Source organism: Quadrisphaera sp. GCM10027208 (assembly GCF_042658805.1).
Classification (GTDB): Bacteria; Actinomycetota; Actinomycetes; order Actinomycetales; family SCSIO-59966; genus SCSIO-59966.
Map to the genome: position 1 here is coordinate 15,482 of NZ_JBHSRC010000012.1, position 13,243 is coordinate 28,724.

Genomic DNA, 13,243 nt, shown 5'->3' on the forward strand with positions numbered 1-13,243 from the left:
GTCAGGGGTGGTCGACGGCGCCCGGCGCGCGCTGGTCCACGACGTCACCCGGGGCGGTCGGGTCGTGCGAGGACTCGGCCGCCCGGATGCGCCCGGCCCGGATGTCCTCGGCCCAGTGGCAGGCGACCGCGTGCCCGGGCCGGACCTCCCGCAGCGCGGGCACCTCGTCGTGGCAGCGGGTCGGCTGCCGGAACGGGCACCGGGTGTGGAACCGGCAGCCGGACGGGGGGTTCGCCGGACTCGGCAGGTCACCGGTGAGCAGGATCCGCTCGCGCCGGTCCTCGACCTCGGGGTCGGGCACCGGGATCGCCGACATCAGCGACAGCGTGTACGGGTGCAGGGGCTCGGTGTACAGGTCGTCGCTGGAGGCCTGCTCGACGAGCACCCCGAGGTACATCACCCCGATCCGGTCCGAGATGTGCCGGACCACGGCCAGGTCGTGGGCGATGACGACGTAGGTCAGGCCGAGCCGGTCCTGCAGCTCCTCCAGCAGGTTGATGACCTGCGCCTGCACGGAGACGTCCAGGGCGCTGACCGGCTCGTCCGCGACGACGAGCTCCGGGTTGAGCACGATCGCCCGGGCGATGCCGATGCGCTGGCGCTGGCCGCCGGAGAACTCGTGCGGGAACTTCGCGCCCGCGTTGCGGGAGAGCCCGACGAGCTCGAGCAGCTCGCGTACCCGCGCCTCGTGGTCACGCCGACTGCCCTCACCGTGCAGGCGCATCGGCTCGGTGAGGATGCTCTGCACGCTCTGCCGCGGGTCCAGGCTGGCCATCGGGTCCTGGAACACCATCTGCATCCGGCGCCGCATCCGCCGCATCTGCTCGGGCTTGAGGTCCCGAAGCTCGACGCCGTCGAACGTCACCGAGCCGGCGGTGGGCTCCTCGAGCCGGAGCACGGCCCGGCCGAGGGTGGACTTCCCGCAGCCGGACTCGCCGACGAGCCCGAACGTCTCACCGCGGCGGACGTCGAGGCTGACGCCGTCCACGGCCCGCACCGCCCCGACGGTCCGCTCGAGCACGACGCCCTTGCGGATCGGGAAGTGCACCTCGAGGTCCCGCACCCGCAGCAGGACGTCGTCCGAGCCGGCGCCCGTCCCGGTCGCGGCCGGCTGCGCGCCGGTGGTCGTGCTCATGGGTGCTCCTGGGGGCTCGGCACGGTGGGCTCGGTACCGTCGACCGGGACCGGGTGCACGCACCGGGCCACGTGCCCCGGGTGGACCTCGTCGGTGTCGAGCGGCAGGTCGGGGCGCACGCAGTCGTCGTCCGCGGCCTCGCAGCGCGGTGCGAACGCGCACGCCTGGGACCACGGCACGGTGTCGTTGGGTGATCCCGGGATCGGCCGCAGCGGCTCGCCCCGGGCGCCGTCCATGCGCGGGATCGAGGCCAGCAGACCCGCGGTGTACCGGTGCCGCGGCGAGGCGAACAGCTCGCGGCGCTCGGCGGACTCCACGATGCGCCCCGCGTACATGACGTTGATCTGGTCGCACAGCCCGGCGACCACCCCGAGATCGTGGGTGATCATGATCATGGCGGTGCCGGTCTCCGTCACGAGCTGGCGCAGCAGCTCGAGCACCTGCGCCTGGATCGTGACGTCCAGCGCCGTCGTCGGCTCGTCGGCGATGAGCAGCTTGGGCTTGCAGGCGAGCGCGATCGCGATGAGCGCGCGCTGGCGCATCCCCCCGGAGAGCTGGTGCGGGTACTCCCCCAGCCGGCGGACGGGGTCGGGGATGCCGACCCGGCGCAGCAGCTGCTCGGCCTCCTCCCGGGCGCCGGAGCGGTCGAGGTCGGTGTGCCGCAGGAGGACCTCGGTGACCTGCGTCCCGATCGGCACGACCGGGTTGAGCGAGGTCATCGGGTCCTGGAACACCATCGCCATGTCCCGGCCGCGCAGGTCGGCGAGCTCTCTCGGCGAGGCCCGCAGCACGTCGCGGCCCTCGAAGAGGACCTGGCCGCCGACGTCGACGCCGCGCCGTGGCAGCAGGCCCATGACCGCCAGCGAGGTCACCGACTTGCCGCTGCCGGACTCGCCGACGAGACCGACGACCTCGCCGGGGCGGACCGAGAACGAGACACCGTCGACGGCCCGGAACGTCGAGCGGCCCCTGCCGCCGAAGGTGACGGTGAGGTCCTCGATCTCCAGCAGCGCGTCGCTGCCGCGCAGGCCGGGTCGGGTCTGGGTGGTCTGGGTGGACATCAGGTCACCGCCGGAACTTCGGGTCGAGGGCCTCACGCAGCGCCTCGCCGAACAGCGTGAAGCCGAAGGCGGTGACGGCGATCGCGATACCGGGCAGCAGGGCGAGGTGCGGGTCGGACTCCAGCCGGGGCTGGGCCTTGACGAGCATCCGGCCCCACTCGGCCACGCTCGGGTTCGGGTCGCCGAGTCCGAGGTAGGACAGCGCGGCGACCTCGATGATGGCGGTCGCCAGCATGAGGGTCGCCTGCACGATCACGGGGCCGAGGGAGTTCGGCAGCATGTGGCTCATCACCACGCTGCGCCGGCGCAGCCCCACGGAGAACGCCGCGAGCACGTAGTCGGCCGAGCGCTGCTGGAGCAGCGACCCCCGCAGCAGCCGGGCGAAGATCGGGACCTGGGCCACCCCGATGGCGATCATCACCGACGTCCGGCTCTGGCCGAGCACGGCGGCGATGCTCACCGCGAGAAGCAGGCTGGGGATCGACAGCATGATGTCGACGACCCGCATGACGACCAGGTCGACCGCTCCACCGACGCCTCCGGCCAGGATGCCCAGGACCGCGCCGACGGTGAGGCCGATGGAGGTGGAGACCACCCCGATGATGAGCGACTGGCGGGCGCCGTACACCATCTGGGTCAGCAGGTCGGCGCCGGTGGAGTCGAGGCCCAGGGGGTGCTCCGGCGACGGACCGGGAACCGAGGACGGGGTGATCCCGCTGTTCGGCAGCGGCCGTCCGGGCTCGTACCCGGCGATGAGCGGGGCCGCCAGCGCGATGACGACGAACCCGAGCATGATCGACGCGCCGATGATGGCCGACGGGTTGCGCCGCAGCCGCCGGAAGGCGCCCCGCCACAGGCTGACCCCGCGCTCGTCGTCGTGCTTGACCGCTCCGAGCACCTCGCCGAGGGCACCGCCACGCCCGAGCTCGGACGGACCGGTCTGGGCCGGGGGGATCGACGTCATGACACACGCACCCGGGGGTCGATGAGGCCGTAGCTGAGGTCGACGAGCAGGTTGATGAGGGCGTACCCGACGGCGATGAACAGGATGTACCCCTGCAGCACCGCGTAGTCGAGCTGGCCGATCGCCAGGAAGAGGTACGACCCGATCCCGTTGATGGCGAACACGGACTCGGTGAGCACGGCTCCGGAGAACAGCAGACCGGCCTGCAGGCCGATGGTGGTGACGACCGGCAGCAGGGCGTTGCGCAGCACGTGCCGGCGCCGGATGAGCGAGCGGGTCAGGCCCTTCGCCTCCGCGGTCCGCACGTAGTCCTCGTGGAGCACCTCGAGCACCGAGGCGCGGGTGATCCGGACGATGATCGCCAGCGGGATGGTGCCGAGTGCGATCCCGGGCAGGACGAGGTGGACGAGCGCGTCGAGCGCCGCGTCCCACTCTCTGGTCAGCAACCCGTCGAGGACGTAGAAGTTCGTGATGTGGGTGGCGTCGATCCGGACGTCCTGGCGGCCGCTGGTGGGCAGCACGCCGAGGAACTCGACCGGCGGCACGCCGACGGCGAACACCAGCTTGAGCAGGTAGGCGAGGAAGAACACCGGGATGGACACGCCGAGCAGCGATCCGGAGACGGCCAAGGTGTCGATGAGACCGCCGGCGTGGCGGGCGGCGTAGTAGCCGAGCGGGATGCCGAGCAGCACGGCGAAGATCAGGGCGGCGACGGCGAGCTCGACCGTCGCCGGGAAGCGCAGCAGGAAGCTCTCCAGCACCGGCTCGCCGGTCCGGGTGGAGGAGCCGAAGTTGCCCTGGAGGAGCTGCCCGGTGTAGCGGACGAACTGCTCGAGCAGCGGACGGTCGAAGCCGTACTGGGCGTTCACCTGGGCGATGCTCTCCGGCGTCGCCCGCTGGCCGAGCATTGCCCGGGCAGGGTCACCGGGCAGGGCCCGCAGCCAGAGGAACAGCAGGACGACGAGGCCGAGCAGCACCGGCACGAGCAGCAGCAGCCGGCGCAGGACGAATCTCAGCAACGGGGCCTCACCTGAGGACGGACGAGCAGGACCGGGGACTGCGGTGGCCCGGCGGCAGAACCACCCGCCGGGCCACCGTCGTCGGCTCCGCTACTCGTTGATCGTGATGAGGTTCCAGACCTCGTCGTTGACGGGGCTGGGCTGGTAGCCCTCGACCTCCGGCGCGAACGCCAGGGACGGCGCCGGGTGCGCAATCGGCACACCAGGGAGGAACTCCATCACCTGAGCGTTGATCTCCTCGTACAGCGGGGTCTGCTCGTCGCGGCTGGCGACCCCACGGGCCTCGGTCAGCGCGGCGAACAGCTCGGGGTTGTCGAAGCCCCACTCGTTGCTCGGCTGGCCGAAGAACACGCCGAGGAAGTTGTCGGTGTCGTTGTAGTCACCCGTCCAGCCGAGCAGGTGGATGCCGTGGTCGGCCGAGCCCTGGATCTTGTCGAGGTAGTCCGGGCTCCAGCGGTCGGCGACGGGCTCCACCGTGATACCGGCGGCCTCCAGCTGGGAGGCGATGGCGGTGTACGTGTCCTCCGGCGTCGGCATGTACGGCCGGGAGACGTCGGTCGGGTAGTTGAACTGCAGCGTCAGGTCCTCCACGCCGGCCTCGGCGAGCAGCTCCTGGGCCCGCTCGGGGTCGTACGGGTAGGTCGGGACGTCGGGGTTCCAGCCGTCCACGGTGGGCGGGATGAACTGGGTCGCGATCTCGGTGCCCTCGGGCAGCGACTGGGAGACGACGGCCTCCTTGTCGATGGCGTGGGCGATGGCCTGACGGACCCGGATGTCGGCGAGCTCGGGGACGGCCTGGTTGAAGCCCAGGTACAGGATCGTGAACGGGTCGCGGGACATCACGGTGAACCCGTCGGCCTCCAGGCCCTCGATGTCACCGGGGGCCACGAGGTCGTAGCCGTCGATGTCACCGTTGCGCAGCGCCTGCAGCCGGGCGTTGCCGTCCGGGATGGTGCGGATGATGGCGGTGTCGATCTTCGCCGTCTCGCCCCAGTAGTCGTCGTAGCGGGTCAGCGTGACCTGCTGGCCCCGCTCCCAGCTCTCGAACTGGAACGGGCCGGTGCCGGTCGGGTGCTCGGTCGCGTAGGCGGAGAACCGGGGGTCGTCCTCGGTGCCCGAGACGTTGTCCGCGTCGTACTCCTGCATCGCGGTGGGGCTCTGCATGGAGAATGCCGGCAGCGACAGCGCCGGGATGAAGCCGGCGAACGGCTCGTTGAGGTTGACGGTGACCTCGGTGTCCGAGCCCACCTCGCAACTCTCGTAGATGCCGCCGACGAGGTCGGGGTTGTCGCTCTCGGCGAAGCCCTTGAACAGCGACTGGTAGTAGTACGACAGGTTCTGGGACTGCAGGATGCCGGTCCAGTTGTGCCAGCGCTCGAAGTTGGCGCAGACGGCCTCGGCGTTGAACTCCGTACCGTCGTGGAAGGTGACACCCTCACGCAGCTGGAACGTGGTGCTCAGGCCGTCCTCGCTGGTCTCCCAGCTCTCGGCGAGCAGCGGCGCGGGGTCGGCAGTGCCGGGCTCGGTGCCGACCAGACCCTCGAAGATGTTCCGCGCCACCCGGAACGTCTCGCCGTCGCTGGCGAAGGCCGGGTCCAGCATCACCGGGTCGCTGGACGCCGCGAAGACGAAGGTGCCGCCGCTGGCGGTCTCCTCGCCGGCGGTGCCCCCGTCGCTTCCGGTGTCGTCGCGCTCGCTCTCGGCGCACGCCGCCAGGGACGCGGCCAGGGCGGCCGCACCGATGACGGCGAGCGGCCGTCGCAGGCTGCTCCGTCGCATGTCTCACTCCATCGGGTCCGCGGCGACGACGAGGTCGACGCCGGCAGGTACGTCACCGGTCGTCCGACCGGGCCATTGGACCCTAGACCGGCGAAGGGGGGCGACTGAACACCTTGACCGCCCCGCGAGGTCACGGTTCGGACACACTCCGGTAGCGCCGCGTCGTCCGTGCGGACACCAGGCGACCCAGGTCCGCGGCGGTGACCCCGGCCAGCGAGGACAGCAGGATCCGGCCCGGTCGAGTGGGCAGCGGGACGAGGTGGGGCACGCCGACCGCCACCGCCCCCGCCGCCTCCGCGCTGAGCAGTCCGGTCGGGGAGTCCTCCACGGCGACGCACTCCGCCGGGTCGACGCCGAGCCGGGCCGCGGCGGTGAGGTACGGCTCCGGGTGCGGCTTGCCGTAGGTGACCTCGTCGCCGGTGACGACGGCGGCGAAGGTGCCGGCCGGCAGCGCGGAGACGACAGCCTCGGCGAGCGACGTCCAGGACATGGTGACCAGCGCGCACGGCACCCCGACCCGGCCGAGGTCGGCGAGCAGCTCGAGGGCGCCGGGGCGCCACGGGGGGCGCTCCCCGACCCGGACGACGACGTGCGCCAGCAGCCGCTCGACCACCTCGTCGACCGGCAGGTCGACACCACCGTGCCGGCGGATGTACTCGGCGGACACCCGGAGCGGGTTGCCGACGAGGGCGTGAGCATGGTCGTCGTCCCAGGACCCGCCGTGCTCGGCGACGAGGGCGTACTCGGCCTCCATCCAGTACGGCTCGGTGTCGACCAGGGTGCCGTCCATGTCCCACAGCACGGCCGCCGGGAGCACCGTGCTCACGTCGAGAACCACACGGCCTCCGGGTGGTGCACGACGAGCGCGTCGGTGGACTGCTCGGGGTGCAGCTGCAGCTCCTCGGACAGGACGACGCCGACCCGCTCGGGTCGCAGGAGGTCGACGAGCAGGCGGCGCTGCTCCAGGTCCGGGCAGGCCGGGTACCCGAACGAGTACCGCGCGCCGCGGTACTCCTGGCGCAGCACGCCGGGCAGGTCCCGGGCGTCCCGTCCGCCGAGCCCCAGCTCGTCGCGGACCCGGGCGTGCCAGTACTCGGCGAGGGCCTCGGTGAGCTGGACGGACAGGCCGTGCAGCTCGAGGTAGTCCCGGTAGGCGTTCCGGGCGAACAGGTCGGCGGTGGCCTCGGCGACCCGGGAGCCGACGGTGACGAGCTGGAGGGCGACGACGTCCGGCTGCCCGGCCCGGTCGACCTCGGCGCGGTCGCGGAAGTAGTCGGCCAGGCACAGTCGGCGGTCCCGGCGCTGCCGAGGGAACGTGAGCCGGGCGCGCTCGGTGCCCGGCTCGCCGTCCGAGCCGTCGTGGTGCGCGATGACGAGGTCGTCCCCCTCGGACCAGCACGGGTAGTACCCGTAGACCACGGCCGGCTCCATCAGCCCCTCGGTCTGCACCCGGTCGAGCCAGGCGCGCAGCCGGGGACGGCCCTCGGTCTCGACGAGCTCCTCGTAGCTGGGACCCGACCCTCCCCTGCTCCCGCGCAGGCCCCACTGGCCGAGGAAGGTGGCGCGCTCGTCGAGGTAGGCGGCGTAGTCGGCCAGCGGGACCCCCCGGACGACCCTGTCCCCCCAGAACGGCGGACGCGGGACGTCGACGTCCCGGGCGACGTCCGAGCGCCTGCGGCCGGCGCCGTCCGCGCCGTCCGCGCCGTCACCGGAGGCCGGCGCTGGGACCGGCCGGACCCGACGGGCCCGCAGTGGCGGCAGGTGGTCGGACGGCGTGCTCCCCGGGTCCTGCCTGGCCTTGGCGACGGCGTCCATGAGACGCAGACCCTCGAACGCGTCCCGGGCGTAGCGCACCTCACCGGGGAAGATCCCGGCGAGGTCGTGCTCGACGTAGGCCCGGGTCAGCGCCGCGCCCCCGAGCAGCACCGGCCACCGGTCGGCCAGGCCCCGGGCGGTGATCTCCTCGAGGTTCTCCCGCATGACCACGGTGGACTTCACCAGCAGCCCGCTCATCCCGATGGCGTCCGCGTCGTGCTCCTGGGCCGCCCGCAGGATCTCGCCGATCGGCTGCTTGATGCCGAGGTTGACCACGTCGTAGCCGTTGTTGGACAGGATGATGTCGACGAGGTTCTTGCCGATGTCGTGGACGTCGCCCTTGACCGTCGCGAGCACGATGGTCCCCTTGCCGCGCCGGGGGCCGCTGCCGGCCAGGTCCGCCTCGATGGCGGGCTCCAGGTGCGCCACGGCGGCCTTCATCACCTCCGCGGACTGCAGCACGAACGGCAGCTGCATCTCCCCACGGCCGAACAGGTCGCCGACCTCGCGCATCCCGGCGAGCAGGTAGTCGTTGACGACGTCGAGGGGCCGGGTACCCGCCGCGAGCGCCGCGTCGAGGTCGGCCTCCAGACCGGTCCGCTCCCCGTCGACGATCCGGCGGCGCAGCCGTTCGTCCAGCGGCAGGCCGGCGAGCTCGGCGGCCCGGTCGGCGCGAAGTGTCGCGGCGTCCACACCCTCGAACAGCTCGAGGAACCTGGCCAGCGGGTCGTAGCCCGGCCGGCGACGGTCGTGCACGAGGTCCCCGGCCACGCGGAGCTGCTCCTCCGGGATCCGCGCCACCGGCAGGATGCGGGCGGCGTGCACGATCGCGGCGGACAGCCCGGCCTCCACCGCCTCGTGCAGGAACACCGAGTTCAGCACCTGCCGGGCGGCCGGGTTGAGTCCGAAGGAGACGTTGGAGACCCCGAGGACGGTCTGGACGCCGGGGAACCGGCGGGTGACCTCCCGGATCGCCTCGAGGGTCTCGATCGCGTCGCGGCGGGTCTCCTCCTGGCCGGTCGCGACCGGGAAGGTCAGGCAGTCGACGAAGACGTCCTCCACCCGCATCCCCCACCGCCCGGTGAGCTCCTCGAGCAGCCGGGTGGCCACGGCGACCTTGTGCTCGGCGGTACGCGCCTGCCCCTGCTCGTCGATGGTCAGGGCGACGACGGCTGCCCCGTGCTCGGCGACGACCGGCATCACCCGGGCGAACCGGCTGTCGGGCCCGTCGCCGTCCTCGTAGTTCACCGAGTTCACCACCGCCCGGCCACCGAGCAGCTCCAGGCCCGCCTCGACGACGTCCGGCTCGGTGGAGTCGATGACCAGCGGCAGGGTAGAGCCGGTGGCGAGCCGGCCGACGACCTCGCGGACGTCGGCGACGCCGTCCCGGCCGACGTAGTCGACGCACACGTCGAGCAGGTGGGCACCGTCCCGGACCTGCTCGCGGGCGATCTCGACGCACTCGTCCCAGCGCCCGGCGACCATCGCCTCACGGAAGGCCTTGCTGCCGTTGGCGTTCGTGCGCTCCCCGATCGACAGGTACGACACGTCCTGACGGAACGGGACGTGCTGGTACAGGGACGAGACCCCAGGCTCCGGGTGCGGCGTCCGGGGGGTCACCGGACGTCCTCCGACCCGTTCGACGACGGCCCGCAGGTGCTCGGGGGTGGTCCCGCAGCAGCCACCGACGAGCTGGAGGCCGAGGTCGGCGGTGAACGCGTCGTGGGCGTCCGCCAGCTGCTCGGGGGTGAGCGGGTACGTCGCGCCGTCGGCGCCCAGCTCGGGCAGGCCGGCGTTCGGCATCGCGGTGACCGGCACCCGGGCGTGCCGGGACAGGTGCCGCAGGTGCTCGCCCATCTCGGCCGGCCCGGTCGCGCAGTTCAGCCCGATCGCGTCCACGCCGAGCGCCTCCAGCGCGGTCAGCGCGGCCGCGGTCTCGGTGCCGAGCAGCATCGTGCCGGTGGTCTCCACCGTCACCTGGACGAAGACCGGCAGCTCCTCCCCCGCCTCGGCGAGGGCTCGCCGAGCACCGATGACCGCCGCCTTGGCCTGCAGCAGGTCCTGGCAGGTCTCGACCAGCAGCGCGTCGACCCCCCCGGCGACCAGACCGCGGACCTGCTCGGCGTAGGCGTCCCGCAAGGTGCGGTAGGTGACGTGGCCCAGGCTCGGCAGCCGGGTGCCCGGCCCGATCGAGCCGATCACCCACCGAGGCCGCTCGGGGGTCGACCAGGCGTCAGCGGCCTGCCGGGCGACGCGGGCGCCGGCCTCGGCGAGCTCGCCGATGCGGTCGGCGATGCCGTACTCGCTGAGGTTTCCGAGGTTGGCCCCGAACGTGTTCGTCTCGATGCAGTCGACCCCGACCTCGAGGTAGGCGTCGTGCACGGCCCGGACCAGGTCCGGGCGGGTGACGTTGAGCACCTCGTTGCAGCCCTCATGGCCCTCGAAGTCGGCGAGGGTCGGCTCGGCCGCCTGGATCATCGTGCCCATCGCGCCGTCGGCGACGAGGACGCGTTCGGCCATGGCGGAGCGCAGGAGGTCGGAGCGGCTGCTCATCAGGCAGGAAGTGTAGGTGGGGGTCCACCGGTTGTCGGTTCCCGCCCGTAGTCTGGACGCCGGCCCGGGACCGCGGGCGCGTCGAGACCCGGGCGCCGTCCAGACCCCCCGGGCGAAGGGAGACTCGTGGTCGAGCAGCACCCCGAGGACGGGCAGCACCCCGAGGACAACCAGCACCCCGAGGACGACCAGGCCGCCACCGGCGCCGCTGGGCCCAGCGGTGCGGCCCCGGTGGTGCTCGCGGCGTTCGAGGGGTGGAACGACGCCGGCGAGGCGGCCAGCTCCGCCCTGGCCCACCTTGCCGAGGTGTGGCAGGCCGAACCGGTGGCCGCGCTCGACCCCGAGCCGTACCACGACTTCCAGGTGAACCGCCCCGTGGTGGCGCTCGGCGACGACGGCCGGCGCCGGATCACGTGGCCCACGACGCGGATCAGCCGGGCCCGGCCCCCCGGTGCGCACCACGACGTCCTGCTCGTCCGTGGACCGGAGCCGTCGATGCGCTGGATGACCTGGACCGACGAGGTGCTCGGCCACCTCCAGCGGGCCGGGGCCGGGATGCTCGTCACCCTCGGCGCGCTGCTGGCGGACGTGCCGCACACCCGGCCGATCCCGGTGACGTCCACGGCGGACGACGAGGAGCTCCTGCACCGGCTCGCGCTCGAGCCGTCCCGGTACGAGGGTCCGACCGGGATCCTCGGCGTGCTCCAGGACGCCGCGGGACGACGGGGGGTGCCGACCCTGTCGCTGTGGGCGGCGGTACCGCACTACGTGGGGCACAGCCCCTCCCCCAAGGCGGTGCTGGCGCTGCTGACCCGGATCGAGGAGCTGCTCGCCGTCCCGGTGCCGCTGGGGGACCTGCCGGAGGAGGCCCGCGCCTGGCAGACCGGGGTGGACGAGCTCGCCGGCGAGGACGCCGAGATCGCCGAGTACGTCCGACAGCTCGAGCAGGCCAAGGACACCGCCGAGCTGCCCGAGGCCACCGGTGAGGCGATCGCGCGCGAGTTCGAGCGCTACCTGCGCCGCCGTGGGGACGGCCCGCGCGGCTGACCGCCACGTCGCCGGGCGGCGCCCGGCCGCCTCCGCGGGGAGCGCGCGCAGTACCTCAGGAAGGACCCCGCAGCCGGACGCCGAGCAGCGCCTGGACGGTGTCGGCGACGAGACCGGGTGCGGCGGGGTCTGTCCCGCTGCCTGCGGCCCCGAGCTGTGCTGCCACCCACTCGTCGACGACCGCGACGGCCCCCGGGGCGTCGAGGTCGTCGGCCAGCCGGTCACGGACCCCGGCGAGCACGGGCCCGGCGTCCGGCCCGGCGGTCTGGGCGACCGCCGCCTGCCAGCGCTCGAGCCGCTCCCGGGCGGCGACGAGGTCGGCGTCGGTCCACTCCCAGTCGCTGCGGTAGTGGTGGGCGAGCACGGCCAGGCGGATGGCGTCCGGCGGCACGCCGTCCGCGCGCAACCGGGAGACCAGGACGAGGTTCCCGCGGGACTTGCTCATCTTCTCGCCGTCGTAGCCGACCATCCCGGCGTGGGCGTAGGTGCGGGCGTACGGCGTCCGGCCGGTCAGCACGTGCCCGTGGGAGGCGCCCATCTCGTGGTGCGGGAAGGCCAGGTCCGAACCACCGCCCTGCACGTCGAAGGGCGATCCGAGGTGGTGCAGGGCGATCGCGACGCACTCGATGTGCCAGCCGGGGCGGCCGTGCCCGAGCGGACCGCCGTCCCAGTAGGGCTCACCGTCGCGGGCCACCCGCCACAGCAGCGGGTCCAGCGGGTCCCGCTTCCCCGGCCGGTCCGGGTCCCCTCCGCGCTCGCCGAACAGCGCGAGCATCTGCTCCCGGTCGAGGTGGGCGACCGACCCGAAGTGCGGGTCGGCCGACACGTCGAAGTAGACGTCGCCGTCCGGCCCGGCGCCCTGCCCTGCGACCCGGTAGGCCGCACCCTGGTCGATGAGCCGGGTGACGGCGTCCACCACCCACGGGATGGTCTCGACCGCTCCGAGGTAGACGTCCGGCGGGACCACGCCCAGCGCCGCCATGTCCTCGGCGTACAGCGCGGTCTCGCGGCGGGCGAGCTCCCGCCAGTCCTCACCGGTGGCGACGGCGCGCTCCAGCAGCGGGTCGTCGACGTCGGTGACGTTCTGCACGTACCGGACGGTCAGGCCGGCGTCCCGCCACGTGCGCACGAGCAGGTCGAACGCGAGGTAGGTGGCGGCGTGCCCCATGTGGGTGGCGTCGTAGGGAGTGATCCCGCAGACGTAGAGGCGGGCGTCGGGGCCGGCAGCGCTCGGCCGCAGCGTCCCGGTCGCCGTGTCGTGCAGCATCGCCGCCAGGCCCACACCGGGCAGGGTCGGCACGGGCGGGACGGGCCAGGCGGTCACGACGGGCAAGGCTACTGCCGGCTGCTGAGGCCCGGGTCGTCCAGCGGGTGTCGAGGCGCAGAGAGCGGCGGGGCGGGAGGGTGCGAGTGAGAGCCGCCGGGCGTTAGAACGGCGGCGGCCCGGTGTACTTGCGCGGGTCGGGGTCGGCCCGGGTGAACCGGCGTGGCGGTTCAGGGTTGAAGTCCCAGGACTCGCCGGGTTTGAGGCGTGCCAGGCGGCGGGCAACCCACTCGGACAGCGTGGTGGGCTCCGGCTGCCCGGTGGCGTACTCGGGCTGCCCGGCGTCGGGCTCGGGGGCGGGCTCGGGGTCGACGGGGAACCCGCAGGCTCGGGCGAGGCGGCGGAACTCGTCGGCCGCGGTGTCGACCCGGGCCAGGTACTGCGACAGGCGGCCGGGGTCGCCGCACAAGTCGAGCGTCTGGTCGGTCGGGTGTCCAGCGACTCGGGGGATGGCGGGTTCGGGGGCCCGGCGCAGGACGTGCCCGGTGGGCATCCGCCAGGTGGTCCACCCGGTGGCGGTGCGCCAGACCGCCGCGGCGGACTCGT

Annotated in this window: 9 protein-coding genes and 1 pseudogene; 1 reads left to right on the top strand and 9 read right to left on the bottom strand. The window is 73.3% G+C overall.

All coding sequences use genetic code 11. From position 1 onward, the window contains the following. Position 1: 1 nt before the first annotated feature. From ACFP6A_RS14100 to metH, 7 genes are all read right to left on the bottom strand, one after another. Positions 2-1,135 carry an ABC transporter ATP-binding protein gene (locus tag ACFP6A_RS14100; RefSeq protein WP_379604564.1) on the bottom strand — a complete coding sequence of 378 codons (1,134 nt, stop codon included), beginning with the start codon at positions 1,133-1,135 and terminating at the stop codon, positions 2-4. After that, complete coding sequence (locus tag ACFP6A_RS14105) at positions 1,132-2,196, bottom strand: ABC transporter ATP-binding protein (RefSeq protein WP_379604566.1); 1,065 nt, start codon at positions 2,194-2,196, stop codon at positions 1,132-1,134. The genes ACFP6A_RS14100 and ACFP6A_RS14105 overlap by 4 nt, the downstream gene beginning before the upstream one ends. A 4-nt stretch (positions 2,197-2,200) precedes the next feature. After that, the gene (locus ACFP6A_RS14110; protein WP_379604568.1) at positions 2,201-3,160 is read right to left on the bottom strand and encodes an ABC transporter permease; all 960 of its coding nucleotides are present in this window, start codon (positions 3,158-3,160) and stop codon (positions 2,201-2,203) included. Further along, the gene (locus ACFP6A_RS14115) at positions 3,157-4,179 is read right to left on the bottom strand and encodes an ABC transporter permease (RefSeq protein ID WP_379604570.1); all 1,023 of its coding nucleotides are present in this window, start codon (positions 4,177-4,179) and stop codon (positions 3,157-3,159) included. Before ACFP6A_RS14115 ends, ACFP6A_RS14110 begins: the two co-directional genes overlap by 4 nt. Positions 4,180-4,269: 90 nt before the next feature. Next, complete coding sequence (locus ACFP6A_RS14120) at positions 4,270-5,958, bottom strand: ABC transporter substrate-binding protein (RefSeq protein WP_379604572.1); 1,689 nt, start codon at positions 5,956-5,958, stop codon at positions 4,270-4,272. 130 nt (positions 5,959-6,088) lie between these two features. After that, positions 6,089-6,784, bottom strand: a complete 696-nt coding sequence (locus tag ACFP6A_RS14125; RefSeq protein WP_379604574.1) for an HAD family hydrolase — start codon at positions 6,782-6,784, stop codon at positions 6,089-6,091. After that, positions 6,781-10,326 (bottom strand): methionine synthase, encoded by a 3,546-nt coding sequence (gene metH / locus ACFP6A_RS14130; protein WP_379604576.1) that lies wholly within the window; start codon positions 10,324-10,326, stop codon positions 6,781-6,783. Before metH ends, ACFP6A_RS14125 begins: the two co-directional genes overlap by 4 nt. Before the next feature lie 231 nt (positions 10,327-10,557). On the opposite strand from metH, the gene ACFP6A_RS14135 reads away from it, so the two are divergent. Beyond that, entirely contained in the window at positions 10,558-11,373 is an 816-nt protein-coding gene (locus ACFP6A_RS14135; RefSeq protein ID WP_379604580.1) for a PAC2 family protein, read from the top strand. 55 nt (positions 11,374-11,428) lie between these two features. Here ACFP6A_RS14135 and mshC read toward each other — a convergent pair whose 3' ends face one another. Beyond that, positions 11,429-12,697: a cysteine--1-D-myo-inosityl 2-amino-2-deoxy-alpha-D-glucopyranoside ligase gene (gene mshC / locus ACFP6A_RS14140; protein WP_379604578.1), complete on the bottom strand. Its 1,269-nt coding sequence runs from the start codon at positions 12,695-12,697 to the stop codon at positions 11,429-11,431. 103 nt (positions 12,698-12,800) lie between these two features. Then, positions 12,801-13,243 (bottom strand): annotated as a pseudogene (locus ACFP6A_RS14145) (hypothetical protein); the annotation flags it as partial.